This is a genomic window from Cohnella luojiensis (assembly GCF_004564235.1).
Lineage (GTDB): Bacteria > Bacillota > Bacilli > Paenibacillales > Paenibacillaceae > Cohnella > Cohnella luojiensis.
Genome location: NZ_SOMN01000036.1, coordinates 18386 through 35736 on the forward strand (window position 1 = coordinate 18386; position 17351 = coordinate 35736).

Consider the following 17351-nt stretch of genomic DNA (forward strand, 5'->3'; position numbering starts at 1 on the left):
ATTAGTTAAGAGGAATCTCATACGGTCTTAGCTCTATTGCCGCATCCGTATAGGGGAACGCACTTCTGGCTTCCGCTTCCAAGCCCGATAAATCCTCCGGCTTGTATCGGGAGCTGAAGTGCGTGATCAGCAGCCGTTTGGCCCCCGCGGCCTGCGCGGTTTCCGCTGCTTGAAGAGCGGTGGAGTGCGTATAATCATCGGCTTTTATCGCCAGATCATGACTAAACGTTGCTTCGTGCACAAGCAGGTCTGCTCCCCGCGCAAGCTGTATGGCGCTAGCGCAAGGCTTCGTATCTCCCAACACGACAATGACGCGACCCGGCAAGGGATTGCCGATAACATCCGAGGAACGGATGATTCGTCCGTCTTCTAACGATACGTCTTCCCCGGACTTCAATTTACCGTATAGGGGTCCTGATGGAACACCCATATCGGCAAGCAACGCGGTATTAAGCGCGCCTGCGCGAGGACTTTCGGCTATGCGATACCCGAAGCTCTCGATCCGATGATCCAGTTTAGCCGCTTCTACGCTAAAAGCTTCATCCTCGAAAACCTTTCCTTCCACGATTTCATGAATCTGAAGCGGATAGTTCAAATGAGTCCCCGAGATCCGAAATGATGTCTCCATGAATTCCCGTAATCCTTGAGGACCATGCAAATCAAGCGGTTCGGTTCCGCCAAGCGACGATCTGCTGCTCAATAAGCCGGGAAGTCCGAAGACATGATCCCCATGTAAATGGGTTATGAACAACTTCTCCAGCCGGCTTAACTTGAAGGACGTTCGCAGCAATTGGTGCTGCGTCCCTTCCCCGCAGTCGAACATCCAGAACGTTCCCCTGTTCTGCGGCATTCGCAGGGCAACCGACGTGACGTTCCTGCCTGATATCGGCATTCCCGCGCTCGTGCCCAAAAACCAAAGTTCCACGCCGACACCTCCTATAGTAGCTTGTGCCGCTCGTGGAACTTTTAACCTAAACCCCCGTACGCCTCTTCTGGTTATTTTGCACCTTATGAATCTGCGTTTTCATCTTCTTAGGTCCCGAGGAATTGTTTCCTTGTTGACCGTTTGCCTGCTGCTGAGCTTGTTTCTTCTTCTCGAGAATGCGTTTGATCGCTTCTGCTTGGCTCAACTTCTTCGGTTCTTCCGCGCCGGTGCCGCCATCGGCGGAATTCGCAGTCTTATCGCTCATATGATCACCCCATGTAAGTGTATCTGTCCATTTTACAACATCGGAGCGCTTATTTAATATTTTTGCCGTAAAAAATTTCGTCCATCTCCTCTTTCAGCTGCTGCGCGATTTCCCTTTGCTCGATGGGATCCAGCTTATCCTTCGTATATCCGAACAAATAGTTGTTCAGATCGAATTCGCGCAGCTTGCACTTCGTGTGGAATATATTCTCTTGATAGACGTTGACGTCGATCATGTCGTATTGTTGGATGATTTCCTTCGGTATATAATTCTGGATCGAATTAATGTCATGATCGATGAACAGCTTGTGCCCGTTGATATCCCTCGTGAACCCTCTCACGCGATAATCGATCGTCATGATATCCGTGTCGAACGAATGGATTAAGTAGTTCAGCGCTTTAAGCGGAGAAATTTCCCCGCAGGTAGAGACGTCGATATCCGCCCTGAACGTGCTGATCCCCTCCTCCGGATGATATTCCGGATAAGTGTGGACCGTAATATGGCTCTTGTCGAGCTGCAGAACGACATTGCTGGGAAGAGGCCCCGGCGATTCATCGTAGGATTCGTTCGGCACCTCCACGATCGGACCTTCCGATACGAGCAAGGTCACGCTGGCGCCTTGGGGAACGTAATCCTGCTTGGCCGTATTCAGAACGTGCGCGCCGATAATGTCGGAGACGTGATTTAATATCTTCGTTAACCGTTCCGAATTATATTGCTCGTCGATATAGGTGATATAGGCTTCGCGCTCTTCCTTGGTCTTCGTATAACATACGTCGTACATATTGAAGCTAAGCGATTTTGTGAGATTGTTGAATCCATGCAGGGTAAATCTCTGTTCCGGCGTTAGCCTCATCGGTCCAGCCTCCATTCTTAACACATATTACCCCTCTTCTTCCTCTCCGATTCACGAAAGTCGATTTCCACTATTACGGACGAAATCTTCTAAGGTATTATATCGCCGATATGCGGAAAGAAATTCCAACAAAAGCGGACAAAAAACACTTATAATAGAAGTACAAGCTATCATTATATGGGGTGTATCTATGAGAATATTGTATTTATTGCTCGCATGCTGTCTATTGCTGACGGCTTGCAATAACGATGGAACAACATCGAATTTCGGAGACGATGCCTCCCTCAAGCCAACGCTTGACGTCAAGCTTGAAGTGTCCGGCAATCAGTTATCGGTTAAGGTCGAGACGGATATGAAAATTTCTCCGGAGCATTACGGAATGGCGCGCGAGGATGGAGAAGGTCACATTCATATGTACTTGGACAACCTTCCCAAGATCGGACTTAAAGAGGATCATACGGTAATTCCGGATCTTTCTCCGGGGAAGCACAAGCTTAAAGTTTCCCTGCACAACAATGATCACACCCCCTACGACGTGACGAAAACGTTCGAATTCGAAATCCAATAAATTTCCCTTAACAGGAGAACCCTCGTGCTCAAAAAATTAAGCTTGCAGAATAGAATTCTTGCGCTCGTCTCTACGGTAACCATCCTATTGATGTCGGTCATCGTCTTGTTCGATTCGTACAGCCTGCGGAAATCGGTCGAGGTTACCTACGTTAGCCAGTTGGACGGAATGACGACCGCTATCAACGGCAGGTATGAGGAATCCCATTCCGTGAAAGACGTTCAGCAAATTTTCGATTATATCCAATATAAGAACGGCAACGTGCTGCAGCTGATTTTATACGGGGAAGACAAGATACTTGCCTCGACCGACCGGGAGCTAGTCGGCAAGCCTTCTCCAACGGATTTGTTGGAGACGCTCCAGCACGCGGAAAACGAAACTCTAGTCGCTCACATCCGCAATGACGCGGACGGCATCCCTAAAGATCGGCTTACGGCTCCCTTGAAGGAGGACGGGGTAACGATCGGAGCCATCGAGCTGCTCGTGAATACGTCGGAAAGCACGGATCTCATCCGGAACAGGACTCTGTTCATCATCGGAGTCAGCGTTGTCATTGCCGCTCTGCTATTGGTAGCTTTAGGGTTCATTATCCGCAAGTTGCTCATTCGACCACTGCTGAAAATCCGGGAAGCCGCAATCTCCGTTAAACAAGGCGCTGCCTATATGGAGATCAAGCTTAATTCCAGCCAAGAGATCAATGAGGTCGCCTCCGCTTTCAATGAAATGGTCCATAACCTCGAGGGCCGTTATTGCGAGCTTCAACAAGCGCAGAAACAGCTGGTCGAATCAGAGAAAATGGTCGCGCTCGGAAATCTCGTGGCAGGCGTTTCGCACGAGATCAATACGCCGATCGGCATTGGCGTAACGGCCGTCTCGTACATGGACGAGAAATCGAAAGCTTTTCAAGCCCTGTTCCAGGATAGCAAGATGAAACGATCGGACTTGGAGGACTACATCAATACGGTGCGCGAGACGACGGGAATGATCCAGACGAACCTCTTCCGCGCTTCGGAGTTGATCAGAAGCTTCAAGCAAATAGCGGTCGACAGATCGATCGAAACGAAAAGAAGGTTCATGATCAAGGAATATATCAAAGAAGTTCTTATCAGCTTGCAGCCGAATCTCAAGAAAACGAAGCATCAGGTATGGGTCACGGGCAAGGAAGAGGTCACCCTGTTCAGCGATCCCGGCGCCATCTCTCAAATCGTAACCAATCTAATCATGAATTCTCTGATCCATGCCTTTGAACCGGAAGATGAAGGACAAATCACTATCGATATTTCTTCCCATTATAACGAGCTTTTCCTGCATTATTCGGATAATGGCAAAGGCATGCCGCAGCACGTTGTCGAGCAAATCTTTAACCCCTTCTTCACCACCAATCGCAGCGGCGGCGGAACCGGGCTCGGGATGCACATTGTCTATAATCTTGTCACGCAATCGCTCGGCGGCACGATAAGATGTGAGAGCAAGACAGGCGCGGGTACCGACTTTATTATTCAAATTCCATTGATGAACGAGGGATGACCTAAATGGTAAGCGACGAACAAGAAGATTTCCTAATATTCGCAGACGAGCAAGAGGATTCAACCGACCGCAGCCTTGAGAAGGAATGCTGGAAGATTATTATCGTGGACGACGAGAACGAGGTGCACAACGTCACCCGCATGGTGCTAAGCGACTTCGAATTCGATGGCAAGCGTCTCGAACTGATCAGCGCTTTTACGGAATCGGAGGCGCTTAATGTGCTGAAGGACCATCCGGACGTCGCCATCATTCTGCTCGATGTCGTGATGGATCAAGACGACTCCGGACTTCGATTGGTCAAATACATACGGGAGCAACTAAAGTACCAATCCCCTCGCATCATCTTACGTACGGGTCAACCCGGACAAGCTCCGGAGAAAACCGTCATCATGAACTACGATATTAACGATTACAAAGAAAAAACCGAATTGACTTCGCAGAAGCTTTTTACGACGGTCATGTCCGCGCTGCGTTCCTACCGGGATATCATGGTGATCGAGAATAACAAGATCGGGTTGGAAAAAATCATTAATTCTTCCGCGGATCTGTTCGAGCTGAAGTCGATGAGGAAATTCGCTTCCGGCGTTCTGACTCAACTGACTTCCATCTTGAATTTGAATAAGAACGCGCTCCATTGCAACAGCTTCGCCGTCTCCAAAGGGCAAGAAACCATCTATATCCTCGCGGCTACGGGCGACTATTCGCCCAACGAGAATGACAAGATCGAGGACGTCGTTCCGGCGCGCGTTCTGGTTAGCATTGAAAATACGTTCCGGGAAAAGAAGGGCAGCTTCTACGACGATCATTTCACCTGCTACTTCGAGAGCAAGACGGGCAGCGAGAACGTCATCTACTTCGAAGGTTCAATGCAACTGAACGAATGGAACCGGTACTTAATCGAGATCTACAGCTCCAATGTCTCCGTGGCTTTCGAGAACATATACCTGAACGAGGAAGTCGAGAATACGCAGAAGGAAATCATATTTACATTGGGCGAGATTGCAGAGACCCGTTCCAAAGAAACCGGAAACCACGTTAAACGAGTCGCCGAATACTCCAAGCTTCTTGCCCTTAAGTTCGGTATACCCGAGGAAGAAGCCGAGATCGTCAGGCTGGCCTCTTCCATGCATGACGTGGGCAAGGTCGCCGTTCCCGACGCGATATTGAACAAGCCCGGGAAGCTCACTCCGGAAGAGTTCGATACGATCAAGAACCATACGAACCATGGCTACGCCATGTTGAACCACTCGAATCGCGATATCATTAAGACCGCGGCGATCATCGCTCATCAGCATCACGAGAAGTATAACGGACAGGGATACCCGAACGGACTAGCGGGAGAAGATATTCATATTTACGGCAGAATCGCGGCTCTAGCAGACGTATTCGATGCGCTCGGTAGCGAAAGAGTGTATAAGAAAGCTTGGCCGCTCGAGGATATTCTGGATTATTTCCGGCAGGAAAGCGGTCAACACTTCGATCCTCAGCTGGTGAAAATATTTTTCGATAACCTGCAAGGCATACTGAAAATCAGAGATCAATATTCCGATGTCATGAAGAGCTAAATACAATAAAGAGCTGTCCCGGATAGGTCATGGCGACCTGCTCGAGACAGCTCTTATTATTGTCGCGTTGCGACTTACACGAAATTCAATCCGTTCGTATAGGGAAACGGGAGCGGGAACCTTCTGGCGGTTGCCTCTTTCCATTCTTCGGACAGCCGGGTTTCGGGCTCGGGGTCGAACAGCAAAGATACCAGCTCCTCGTGGGTCAACTCCGCTTCAGGAAGACCCGGGAGCGTTAAGATCGCCCCGCTGTCCACCGCGTTAGCAATGGATAAGCTTGTTGCGGCAGTCGGATCGATTTCCGCGAAATAAGGCCGCAACTGATCGAATAAACGCTCCGCGTCGAAAATATAAACCGTTCCCTGGTTCCGCTTTTTCTCGGCAGGGATTAGCCTTAATTCGCCGATCAGTTCTTTCTCGTGTCCGCTAACGGTAATCGAAACCTGCTCCAGATCGGCTTCGGTCATCACGTAAGACAACAAGGATAATACGGCGACTGCCTCGCCCGCCCACTCAACGACGACCGGAGCGGCTTCAGGAGAACCTTCCGGAAGACCCATGACGACGAACGCCACGGGAATACCGTTTTGCTTGGCCGCGTAGACGCGTTGTTTCATTTTCTTGCCGCTGATGTCGGCTTCCGTTTTAATCAACACCGAGAAGTCCCACAGGCTCTGTTCATAAGCGGAGTAGCGCCCGGCTGCGATCTCATGAAGTCTTAGAACGTCCCCGTGAAGCGCTTCACCGAATTGATAGTCCTTGCGGATATCCGTTAATGATTCGGTAAAGCCGCGCTTTAACGTGAATTCGTAAGCTTCTCCGAATTTCCTGCACCCGGCCCTCGCGTAAAGCGGGCCGTCTCCCGACACGAGCAGAAGCGACGCTCCGGCTTTCCGGCCGTAGCGTTTGATTTCGGCCAACACTTCCCCCGCGTATCCCCGGTTGCGGGCGGCCTCGACCGAATAAACGGAACCGAGGGAGAAGACGGATAACCGGGCATTCCCTAATTGGACGTTCGCGGGAACCAAGCCCATGAACACTAGCAGCCGTTCATTCTCGAACAAGCCGTAAGAGTGGGATACGTCCGCAGAGAAAATAAAAGGGAACGCACTTTGCATCGAAATCATTTCGCTATCGCGGAAGATTGCATCGGCGGAAGCGACCGCGTCTTTCATCTCTTCTTTTTTAACGAGACGGATTTCATTCATGTGGATGACCTCCCGGACAGCATTAAATCTTGCGTATATCGATCCATTTCCACGACTTGGCGAGTGAGCCTGGACTGTTCGGCTGCAAAAGCCATCAGATGGCTCTGCACGGATATTTGGGCGGACGTTCTGCTATCGTTCGCTTCCTTGCCCCGCAAGGAGGAAACGAAGTTGGCGATCAGCCGCAAGTCCCCGCCGCCGTGGCCGACATGCCCGTCGACGTCTTCCAAGGTTATGATTTCCGGCTTGCCGTTTCCGAACCGGATAATCTCGATTTCGTTCTTGTCCATGGCACCTCGGATTTCTCCTAATGTGCCCATCAATTTAATCGTGCGATGGTTCTCGTTCGTAAATGCGCTCATCGTAAACGCGGCGGTCACTTCGTTCGCGAATTCCAGATTTACCACTTGATGGTCGACAACGTCGTTGTCGCAGCGGTACACGCAGCGTCCGTAAGGCCCCGTTCTTAACGCTTCCGCTCTCGCTTCGTAGCTCATGTCGTTGCTTATAACGGCTGTAGGCCAGTCGGTATTGTCGGTTAAATAGGTATTCGGCGCGTAATATAAGCATTGGTCCTGGACGGGACAACCGTGAATGCAATGCGTCGGCGCTCCTTCCGGCGCGTTCTCGGAACGGAAATGCGAGAGGGATCCGAAGGAGGAAACCCTTACGCAATCGGCCCCTGCGAGCCACAGCAGGATATCCAGATCGTGGCACGATTTGGCCAAGATCATCGGGCTCGACTCGTCGCTGCGGCGCCAATTGCCGCGAACGTAGCTATGCGCCTGATGCCAATGCGCTACGTTCTCGTTATGCTGGATGGACATGAGCCGCCCGATCCGGCCGCTCTCGAGCAACTGCTTCAGCGCAGCGAAAAAAGGCGAATACCGGAGAACGTGGCAAATATCGAAATGACGGTCCGTATTATCCGCTTTCTCACCCATCATCAGGCATTCCAAAGGATTTGTCGACATCGGTTTTTCCAGCAGGACGTGGTAGCCCATCTCTAACGCTTGATTGGTAGGCTCGAAGTGCATGCGATCCTGCAAGCAGATAAGGACGGCATCCGCCATCTTCGGAGCGGCCAGCAAATCCCGCCAGTCCTCGAAGACGTTGTCTGGCTCGATTTCGTGCAAATCCCGGAAAGCCTTTCTCCTTAGCGGATCGGATTCCGCTACGGCGACAACCTTAACTTCATGTGGATTCAGCAGAGCGTATTTGGTATAAACGTGTCCTCTTTGCCCGGCGCCGATAAGCGCGATCTTCACTTGTTCCATTCCGGTTTCACTCCAATTACAATAGTTAGATAATCACCCTTTAACCGCTCCGGCGGTCAAGCTTTCCACGACTTTTTCCTGAGAGAAAACGAAGATGGCGATCGGCGGCAGAATCGTAAGAATAACCGCGGCGAACAACGCGGGATAGTTATTCGAGAACGTGCCCAAATAATAGCTTAACGCAATAGGAACCGTCCTTGCCTGGTCGCCGCTCGTCAGGACGAGCGCGAAGAAGAACTCGTTCCATGAGCTAAGAAACTGAAGGATGCCCGCAGTAACCATGCCTGGCACCGATAAGGGAAGAATGACTTTCAGGAACGTCACCGCGAAGCCGGCTCCGTCTATGCTAGCCGCTTCTTCGAGCGATTTGGGAATGCTTAGAAAGAAGCTTCGCAAGATGAAAAAAGTGATCGGAATTCCAAAGGCGGCGTAAATCAAGATCAATCCGGTTTTCGTGTCGAGCAGATGGAATGATCTCAATAAGGTGAATATCGGAACGGCCAACGATTGGGACGGCAACAGCATGACCGAGGCGATAGCGGCCACGATGAGCTTCTTCATGCCGAAATGATACCTTGCCAAAACGTAAGCGAAAGGAGCGACGACAGCGAAATTCACAGCAGTCGTGACCGCGCAAACGATGAGACTATTGACGAAAAACTTGCCGATCGGAGCTAATCGGAAGGCTTCCGCGTAGTTGGAGAAATTAAATTGCGAAGGCAAGGCGAACGCCGACGAATAAATCTCGCCGCGAGTTTTGAAAGAGCCCAGCAACACCCAGAAAATCGGACCCAAAGAGATCAAGACGATGCAGATCAGCGCTGCATAGACGAATCCCGAAGACAGCTTCCCATTCAACGCGCCGCTCCTATTCATGGGATTCACCTAGCTTAAACGCTCTCCCAATCAATAGAACCAAGAACAGACCCAGCAGAATCTGCATGACGCTTATGGCATTAGTAAGCCCGTAATCGTTATCTAGAGTGGCCGTATTATATAAATAAACCGAGAGATTAAGAGTCGAGGATCCCGGACCGCCTTTCGTCGTTACGTAAATGGTATCGAATTGGGTGATCATGCCTACCGCCGCCAATATCACGCATGTTCCGATAATATTGCGCAGCAAGGGAAGAAGGATAAATAGATCGATTTGAAAACGGGATGCCCCGTCGATTCTGGCCGCTTCCAGCAGCGAGCCGGATATCGTGCCTAGTTCGGCCATAATAATTACGGTACTGATGGCGGAGTAAAATAACCACGTCAACGTTAAAGCCCAGAAGGCATACGAGCTATTGCCGAACAAATTAAGCGTCGGACCTTGCGATCCGAGGAATTGCTGCAAAGGCTTCACGATGCCTAGTTCGGGATTCAAGAGCAAATAGAACATGATACCTGAAGCGACGGTCGGTATAATGCTAGGGATCATATAGACGGCCCGGAAAAACTTCCATCCGAAAGGCTTGCGGAAGAGCAGCAAAGCGACCGCGCAACCGATCGATACGCCGACCGTGCATTGCAGCAGAACCCAGAGCAACGTATTTTTCACGGCATCCCAGAAGCTATCGTCATGGAAGAGCAGTTGCTCGTAATTCCCCCATCCCGAGATTTCCGGTTTGGAGAACGTTGTATAATCCGCGAACGACGTCCATACGACGTTGACCAGTGGGATGCCTATCAGGACAACGAACATGAGCAAGCAAGGCGCTAGGAACAACAAAATCCATACCCTATTTGTTTTCGTCAACATCGGCACCTCCATTCCAAGCAGAAGCGCATATCCTGGAGATCTATACGCTTCTGCCCGTTTGTTTAATTATGGGTCTACTCGTTTTTTTTCGCGACTTCCTCAAGCTTCTTGGCGAAGTCCTCAGGCGTGATCTTATCGAAAGCTAACTCAGGAAGCAATCTGCTTAGAGTATCGAGCGTATTCTGGTACCAATTCGCCTGGTTCTCTCCGAATTGATACTTGGCTTTGGTCGTAAGCTCGAGCATCCGGCCAACTAGCGGGTTTTCCTTATTGAATTCCTCCGGTACGACGGCCTTCGACGAAACGGGAATGATGCCCGTCATTTTCAACGAAGTGATCTGGTTGTCCAAGGAAGTCTGGTACTTCAGGAAATTCACCGCCGCGTCCGTCGTCGCTTTGTCTCCGGCCGAAACCATATCTCCCGCGCCCGGAACGTTTACCATTCCGTCTTCCGGGAAAAGCATAACTCCGATTTGATCCGAGAGCCCCTCGACGGCTTTCTCTTTGTTGCTGAAATCGGGCACCATCCAAGGTCCGTTCGAGATCATGGCGACTTCGCCCATAAGGAAGTGCGCAGCCATAGGATCGTATTTACCGCCGATGGCATCTTGCGTCGAATATTGGGTAAGCATCGTTTTTAAGTTTTTAAGGGCATCGACGACTTCGAGATTGTTGAAGTTGGTCGGGTGCAAAGCGTTCATGAACTTATTGCCCTCTTCGTTAGCCGTTCCGATCATGGCTCCAAGGAACATGGAAGACAGCCATGCGAAATCGTTCGTGTCCAAGGAAAGCGGCGTGATGCCTGCAGCCTTCAGCTTCTCGCATGCGGCGAAAAATTCTTCCCAGGAAGCGAAGGAGGTTTCCGGTTCCGCTATGCCCGCTTTTTTAAACAAGGCTTTATTGTAATAGATCATGGCGATTTCTTTTTGATTCGGCACGGCGTATATTTTGCCGTCTATGCTGTTCCGTTCGAGCGCGCCGGGATCGAACGAAGATTTCCATTCGGGGTCGGCGTCGAAGTATGGCGTTAGATCCGCGATTTTTCCGGACTTCACGGCCAAGTCGAGAATGTTGTTTCCGGATGTCAGAATAATATCGGGAATGTCCCCGGTAGCGAACAACACTTTGATTTTCTGCGCGTACGCATCGGTGGTCGGAATCTCCTGCATATCGAACTTAACGCCCTTGCCTAGTTCGGAGCTCGGAAATTCGTCAAACATTTTCTTGAAGAAGGAGGCCGCGTAATCTTCGCCCACATGATAATTCAGAACCTTTAACGTAACCTCTTCGCCGTCAATTCCGTTATTCGCGTTCGCGTTTTTATTGTCGTTGCTTGAACAACCCGCTAGCAGTAAGGTTGCGGCAACAGTAACCATAACGCCTTTTGATAGTTTCTTTAACATGTTCGTTCCTCCTCTAATGGGTTTGACTTTCTCAGTATAATGAAGCAAACTGAGTCTCGTAATTCAATTTACTGACATGAATCGATAAAAAATAAGTCGAATTTCGCAATTATCGTTTCACTGGATTGGTATATTTGAATATATTCCCATATAAACGATCATTTTTTTGATTTACTATAAGAATTATGACATATCGCGATATCGAGAGAATAACCCCCCAAGACATTACATTACACCTTACGATAGGGATGTGTTAGATGTGAAACGAAAGTGGTTTGACCCTCCCTTCCATAGCATTCGATTCAAAGTCATTTCCATGACGCTTCTCATCGTGTTCTTTTCGTTATCCTTTATCGGAATTTATTTCTATCAATCGATGAACGGGATATTACGGGATAACGCCGACGATAATCTCACCCGATTGCTCGAACAAACCAACAATAACCTAGAGTCCCAGCTAGGCATTATAGACACGTCTATTATTTCCTTCTTGTCTAACCCTGTAATCAGCGCCCATCTTGAGGAGCAGCCCATAACGAGCCCCTATTCGAAGCAAATCGCAAAGTCGGAAATCGAAGAACAAATGATCTATCTCTTGTCGAACAACTACTTATGGGAGAACGATGTGATCGAATCGGTCGTGATCGTGGACGATTATGGCGACAGCTACTACGTTTTCAAAAACTATGACAACCTAAAAACGCAGATTAATAGAAACCTTATCGTCTACGACTCCTCCATGAGCAGATCGGAGGATACTCAAATCGTGAATCCCGCTCCCGAACAGCCTATCATTTATTTCGTCAAAAGCATCAGAAGTATCGTAAACTACGACTATAAGGGTAAAATTATCCTTGGAATCAACGAAGTAAAAATGAACGGCCTATACGACGGCATTCTGCATTACGGCGAGGCAAGCGCTTTCCTTACGGATGCCGACGGCTCGATCCTATCTACTAAAAACACGAGCTTGCTAGGCAAAAAAATGGACGAGGGCTTGGCGACATTCCTTGAGACCACTCAATTTAGCCAAACGAAGTTTAAGGGCATCCCTTACTTCATAGCCACCAAAAAAATCGAAAAATACGATTGGACGTTCGTTATCCTCATTCCGCAAAAACAAGTGTTATCCCATTTATCCGAATCGATCGGCAGGTTTATCCCGATTGCCATAGGTATTCTTCTGTTTTTTCTCGTCCTGGGCTATTTCTTCTCCTCGAAGGCTACCCGGCCGATCCTGGATATCCTGAAAAGAATCGAGCAGATAAGAAAAGGGGATTATTCGACCCGGATGCCCGCATACAAGGAGCTCGAGCTTAACAAACTGGCGACCGTATTCAATAAAATGTCGGGAGAAATGCAATATCTGATAACGAACGTCTACGAGAGTCAGCTTCTCGTCAAGGAATCCGAACTGAAATCCCTGCATGCGCAGATGAACCCGCACTTTTTGTTTAACGTGCTCGAAACGATCAGCTGGCACGCGAGGATGAGCGACAATACCGAAATCTACGAGATGGTAACGTCGCTGGGGTATATGCTGAGGACAAGCCTGGCGGCGAGCGGCCAGCAGAAGAGCACCGTCCGCGAGGAATTGAAATACATCGATTTTTATATTCTGCTGCAGAAAAAACGGTTCGGGGAGCGGCTGCAAGTTGAGATTGCAGTCAAGGACGATCTCCTTCTGGACAGCTACTTGCCTAAACTAAGCATTCAACCCATCGTTGAAAATGCGATCGTTCACGGTTTGGAACCGAAAGTAGGCGATTGGCGATTATCGATAGGGATTTTCATGGATGATGAGATGATCTTCTTCGTGATCGAGGATAACGGGGTAGGCTTTGCCCGCGACCGAACCGAAGCCCGCGGAGAGCACAATCATATCGCGCTCTACAACGTAAATAGGAGAATTCAGCTCTTATACGGAGATCTATACGGGATCGGTATCGAGAGCCAGGTAGGACAAGGAACTACGGTTACGGTACGAATTCCGGTGGATATTCCCAATAGGGCAGCAATCAGTGAACAACCGAGAGGGGATAACGCTTATGTACCGAGTACTCATCGTTGACGATGAACCTATCATCAGATCCGGTCTGACGCACTTTATCGATTGGAAGCAACATGGCTGCGAGATCGTAGGACAAGCGGGAGACGGGCTGATGGCCAAGGAACAGGTCGCTCTCCTCCATCCGGATATCGTGATTACCGATATCCGGATGTCGGGATTAGACGGCTTGGAATTAACCGAGTTCCTCTATGTTCACTACCCCTACGTCAAAATCATTATGCTCACGGGATATGCCGATTTCAGTTATGCCCAATCGGCGATCCGTTTCGGAGTCGTCGACTTTCTCTTGAAGCCGACTACCAACGAACAAGTCATTCAAGCCATAGGCAAAGCCGCGGAATTGCTTGATCGGGAACGCCAAGCGAAGGGTCAATTCACGCTTATCCAGGAAAAATTTTTCCAAGATATGATTTACGGGATTCTAACCGACCTCCCTACCATTCTCGGCAAGGGCAAGGAATATAAAATCGATATTTCTTCCTTCTCGTTGGTTTTGTTCGAAATTAACCCGTTGAAGGATGAAGGGAACCGCCTGCCTTTGAAGACTATCGAAAATATCATCAAGACGTCTTTCCAACCGTATGACGGTTACTCATTCCCTATCGGCAGGGAGAAGGTCGGCGTCGTAATATCGGCCGAACGGGAACAAACCGCCGGCATCTGCCTCGAGTTGATCCAATCCGCGGAAAGCTTGTTCAGCTTACGGATGCGGGCGGGTATCAGCGACCGCCACCATGTCTTGACCGAGATTCACTCCGCCTATCAAGAAGCTCTCTCCGCGATGGCTTTGGGATCCGAAGAAGATAATGACGTCGCGATTTTTCGAAGCGACATGATCGACCAGGAGGAGAGTTATCAACGATCCGCGCTCGTTTTCTGCGAACGGATCGTCGCGCTCCTGGAAGAAGATCAATTGGAAGTTGCCCTTCAAGAGATTTATTCCTGCTTCGAAATCAAAAAAATATTCCAACGATCCGTCGAGAAGTATAAGCTCGTCGCGATCAAGCTTTACCTGGAATTATGGAATCACTCGCAGCCTTCGGTCAACGTTATTCATGACAAAATCATTATGTGCGATACCGTACCGCAAGTAGCCGAAGCTTTAACGGAATATATCCGGAAAACCGTTTCCGCGACGAGAATCCAGGATGGAAACGCGTTGATTTCCAAATCGTTGGAATTCATCCAGAACAACTACCATCAAGAGCTTTCCCTTCAATCGATAGCCGATGCCGTTTATTTGAACAGCAGCTACTTAAGCAAGCTGTTTCATAAGGAAACGGGGGAAACCGTCACCGAAGCGATCACCAAAATCCGGATGAAGAAAGCGATGGATCTGCTAACCGAATCCGAAATCAAAACGCATGAAATCGCCTCTAAGGTCGGCTTCGACAATCCAGCGTACTTTTCCCATATTTTCAAGAAACGTTTCGGTCTTACTCCCAAAGAATATAGAGCTTCAAAAAGATAAGCTTCCAAGCATATCTTTATTTCTTTTAGAATAATTCTAAATAAGTAGGGAAGTAAACTTTCTTGAGGAGTGATTTCGTTATGGGTTCCAACAAACATCTAACGACCGGCTGGGGGGCTCCCGTAGGAGACAACCAAAACTCGATGACCGCGGGATCGCGCGGTCCGACGCTAATTCAGGACGTTCACCTTCTTGAGAAACTAGCGCACTTTAATAGAGAGCGCGTTCCCGAAAGAGTCGTGCATGCCAAAGGCGCAGGCGCTCACGGCTATTTCGAGGTCACGAATGACTTATCGTTATACACGAAGGCGAGCTTCCTATCCGAGGTTGGCAAACGCACCCCCATGTTCATTCGCTTCTCCACCGTGGCAGGCGAGTTAGGGTCGGCAGATACGGTGCGCGATCCGCGTGGATTTGCCGTGAAGTTTTATACGGAAGAAGGCAACTATGATTTGGTCGGCAACAACACTCCCGTCTTCTTCATCCGCGATGCGATTAAATTTCCGGACTTCATTCATACGCAGAAGCGCCACCCGCAGACTCACTTGAAGAATCCGAACGCGGTTTGGGATTTCTGGTCCTTATCACCGGAGTCTTTGCATCAAGTGACGATCCTCATGTCGGATCGGGGAATCCCGGCTACGCTGAGACACATGCACGGATTCGGCAGCCATACGTTCAAATGGGTCAACGCCCAAGGCGACGCCGTATGGGTCAAATATCACTTCAAAACGGAGCAAGGCATCAAAAATCTCGACGTCGACCTTGCGGCTAAGCTTGCGGGGGAGAACCCGGATTATCATACGGAGGATCTGTTCAACGCGATCGCGAACGGGGATTTCCCTGCATGGAAGCTGTGCGTCCAGATCATGCCGATCGAGGATGCGAGTACTTACCGGTTCGATCCGTTCGATGTTACGAAGGTCTGGTCGCAGAAGGATTATCCGTTAATCGAATTGGGCCGAATGGTACTGGATCGAAATCCCGATAACTACTTCGCCGAAGTCGAACAGGCTACCTTCTCCCCGGGATCTTTCGTGCCGGGCATCGAAGCTTCGCCGGATAAAATGCTGCAAGGACGGCTCTTCGCCTATTCCGACGCGCATCGTTACCGGGTCGGAGCGAACCATAATTCGTTGCCGGTCAACCGTCCGCATTCCGAAGTGAATACTTATCAGCGGGACGGCCAGATGCGTTCGGACAACAACGGCGGAGGCTCCGTCTATTACGAGCCCAACAGTTACGGCGGACCTTCGGAGTCAGCTCGGAACAAACCAGCTGCGTATCCGGTATCGGGTGAGGCCGATAGCGTCGGTTATGACCATCATGACCATTACACGCAGCCTGGAGACCTGTACCGGCTGCTCAGCGCGGAAGAGCGCGTGCGTCTCGTCCGGAATATCGTCGGCGCCATGCTCCCCGTCGAGAAAGACGAGATCAAGCTGCGCCAGATCGGGCACTTCTACAAAGCCGATCCCGAGTTCGGCCAAGGCGTCGCCGATGGCCTCGGATTGTCGGTACCGCGCGAAGTTTGATCCGGCGAGTTCTAATTACAAGACGCCTCCTACACCGCTTTGACAGTGGCATAGGAGGCTTTTTTCTGAGGTCATCCTTTAATGGAACCGATCATAACGCCTTTATCGAAGTATTTTTGCAAGAATGGATACAGCACTAAGATCGGTAATGTAGATACGATAATAACTCCGTATTTGATTTGATCGGCATATCTCTGCGCATAACCTCCGGCATCTCCGCCGACGCCCGCGCCATTCGCGAATACCTGGTTCGATAATAGAATATCCCTTAAAATAATTTGCAGCGGTTGTAATTCATTGTCCCTTATATAGATTAATGCCGTAAAGAAATCATTCCAGTGCCCGACCAAGTAATAGAGTCCGATAACGGATATAAGGGCTTTGGATAAAGGCAATGCGACTTTGATAAAAAATTTGATGTGGGAACAACCGTCCATTGCGGCAGCCTCATACAATTCGGATGGCAACGAAGATTCGAAAAACGTTCGTGCGATAATCAGATAAAACACGTTAACGCAAAACGGGAGAATAAAAACCCATATCGTATTCGTCAAGTGAAGCCCTTTCATCAATAAGTAGGTCGGGATCAAACCTCCGTTAAAAAACAAGGTTACGACAAATAGGAGCATGATAAACCGTCTTGCTTTAAATTCCTTTCTTGATAGAACATAGGCAGCCGGCAATGTGAACAATAAATTGACAAAGGTACCCGCAAACGTATAAAAAATCGTATTTTTATACCCCGTCCAAATTCTTGAATCATGAAAAATTTCATTGTATCCGAATAGACTGATTCCCTTGGGAATAAAAAACACTTTACCGGTTGAGACAAGGGTTGAGTCGCTAATAGAAGCAATAATGATAAAGTACAAGGGATAAGCAACGATTAGAAATATCAACAAACCTAACGCAATTAAAATAAGGCTAAACATG

At 49.2% G+C, this 17351-nt stretch carries 15 protein-coding genes; 6 read left to right on the top strand and 9 right to left on the bottom strand.

Features of this window, described 5'->3' with window-relative positions; all coding sequences use genetic code 11:
• Position 1 precedes the first annotated feature (1 nt).
• From rnz to speD, 3 genes are read right to left on the bottom strand one after another with little or no spacing between them, the layout of a single operon-like run.
• Positions 2 to 925 carry a ribonuclease Z gene (rnz, locus tag E2980_RS19725; RefSeq protein WP_135153945.1) on the bottom strand — a complete coding sequence of 308 codons (924 nt, stop codon included), beginning with the start codon at positions 923 to 925 and terminating at the stop codon, positions 2 to 4.
• A 46-nt stretch (positions 926 to 971) separates the two neighbouring features.
• Positions 972 to 1190: a hypothetical protein gene (locus E2980_RS19730; protein WP_135153946.1), complete on the bottom strand. Its 219-nt coding sequence runs from the start codon at positions 1188 to 1190 to the stop codon at positions 972 to 974.
• A 49-nt stretch (positions 1191 to 1239) separates the two neighbouring features.
• Complete coding sequence (gene speD, locus E2980_RS19735; protein WP_135153971.1) at positions 1240 to 2046, bottom strand: adenosylmethionine decarboxylase; 807 nt, start codon at positions 2044 to 2046, stop codon at positions 1240 to 1242.
• A gap of 190 nt (positions 2047 to 2236) precedes the next feature.
• Here speD and E2980_RS19740 point away from each other — a divergent pair, with 190 nt between their 5' ends.
• From E2980_RS19740 to E2980_RS19750, 3 genes are read left to right on the top strand one after another with little or no spacing between them, the layout of a single operon-like run.
• Complete coding sequence (locus E2980_RS19740) at positions 2237 to 2614, top strand: hypothetical protein (RefSeq protein WP_135153947.1); 378 nt, start codon at positions 2237 to 2239, stop codon at positions 2612 to 2614.
• A gap of 24 nt (positions 2615 to 2638) precedes the next feature.
• Entirely contained in the window at positions 2639 to 4141 is a 1503-nt protein-coding gene (locus tag E2980_RS19745; protein WP_135153948.1) for a HAMP domain-containing sensor histidine kinase, read from the top strand.
• A 5-nt stretch (positions 4142 to 4146) separates the two neighbouring features.
• On the top strand, positions 4147 to 5706 hold the full coding sequence (locus E2980_RS19750) for a response regulator (protein WP_135153949.1): 1560 nt from the start codon (positions 4147 to 4149) through the stop codon (positions 5704 to 5706).
• Between the two features lie 74 nt (positions 5707 to 5780).
• On the opposite strand, the gene E2980_RS19755 is transcribed toward E2980_RS19750, so the two are convergent.
• From E2980_RS19755 to E2980_RS19775, 5 genes are all read right to left on the bottom strand, one after another.
• Positions 5781 to 6914, bottom strand: a complete 1134-nt coding sequence (locus E2980_RS19755; RefSeq protein ID WP_135153950.1) for a GNAT family N-acetyltransferase — start codon at positions 6912 to 6914, stop codon at positions 5781 to 5783.
• Positions 6911 to 8191, bottom strand: coding sequence for a Gfo/Idh/MocA family protein (locus E2980_RS19760; protein ID WP_135153951.1), 1281 nt, complete (start codon positions 8189 to 8191; stop codon positions 6911 to 6913). Before E2980_RS19760 ends, E2980_RS19755 begins: the two co-directional genes overlap by 4 nt.
• A 33-nt stretch (positions 8192 to 8224) precedes the next feature.
• Positions 8225 to 9067 (bottom strand): carbohydrate ABC transporter permease, encoded by an 843-nt coding sequence (locus tag E2980_RS19765; protein WP_135153972.1) that lies wholly within the window; start codon positions 9065 to 9067, stop codon positions 8225 to 8227.
• Positions 9060 to 9938, bottom strand: coding sequence for a carbohydrate ABC transporter permease (locus tag E2980_RS19770; protein WP_135153952.1), 879 nt, complete (start codon positions 9936 to 9938; stop codon positions 9060 to 9062). Before E2980_RS19770 ends, E2980_RS19765 begins: the two co-directional genes overlap by 8 nt.
• Positions 9939 to 10012: 74 nt before the next feature.
• Entirely contained in the window at positions 10013 to 11341 is a 1329-nt protein-coding gene (locus tag E2980_RS19775; protein WP_135153953.1) for an ABC transporter substrate-binding protein, read from the bottom strand.
• Positions 11342 to 11600: 259 nt separating this feature from the next.
• On the opposite strand from E2980_RS19775, the gene E2980_RS19780 reads away from it, so the two are divergent.
• From E2980_RS19780 to katA, 3 genes are all read left to right on the top strand, one after another.
• Positions 11601 to 13412, top strand: a complete 1812-nt coding sequence (locus tag E2980_RS19780; RefSeq protein WP_135153954.1) for a sensor histidine kinase — start codon at positions 11601 to 11603, stop codon at positions 13410 to 13412.
• Positions 13390 to 14883 carry a response regulator gene (locus tag E2980_RS19785; RefSeq protein ID WP_135153955.1) on the top strand — a complete coding sequence of 498 codons (1494 nt, stop codon included), beginning with the start codon at positions 13390 to 13392 and terminating at the stop codon, positions 14881 to 14883. The genes E2980_RS19780 and E2980_RS19785 overlap by 23 nt, the downstream gene beginning before the upstream one ends.
• A gap of 80 nt (positions 14884 to 14963) precedes the next feature.
• Positions 14964 to 16418, top strand: a complete 1455-nt coding sequence (gene katA, locus E2980_RS19790) for a catalase KatA (protein ID WP_135153956.1) — start codon at positions 14964 to 14966, stop codon at positions 16416 to 16418.
• A gap of 71 nt (positions 16419 to 16489) precedes the next feature.
• On the opposite strand, the gene E2980_RS19795 is transcribed toward katA, so the two are convergent.
• Positions 16490 to 17350 carry a carbohydrate ABC transporter permease gene (locus tag E2980_RS19795; RefSeq protein WP_420808665.1) on the bottom strand — a complete coding sequence of 287 codons (861 nt, stop codon included), beginning with the start codon at positions 17348 to 17350 and terminating at the stop codon, positions 16490 to 16492.
• Position 17351 lies beyond the last annotated feature (1 nt).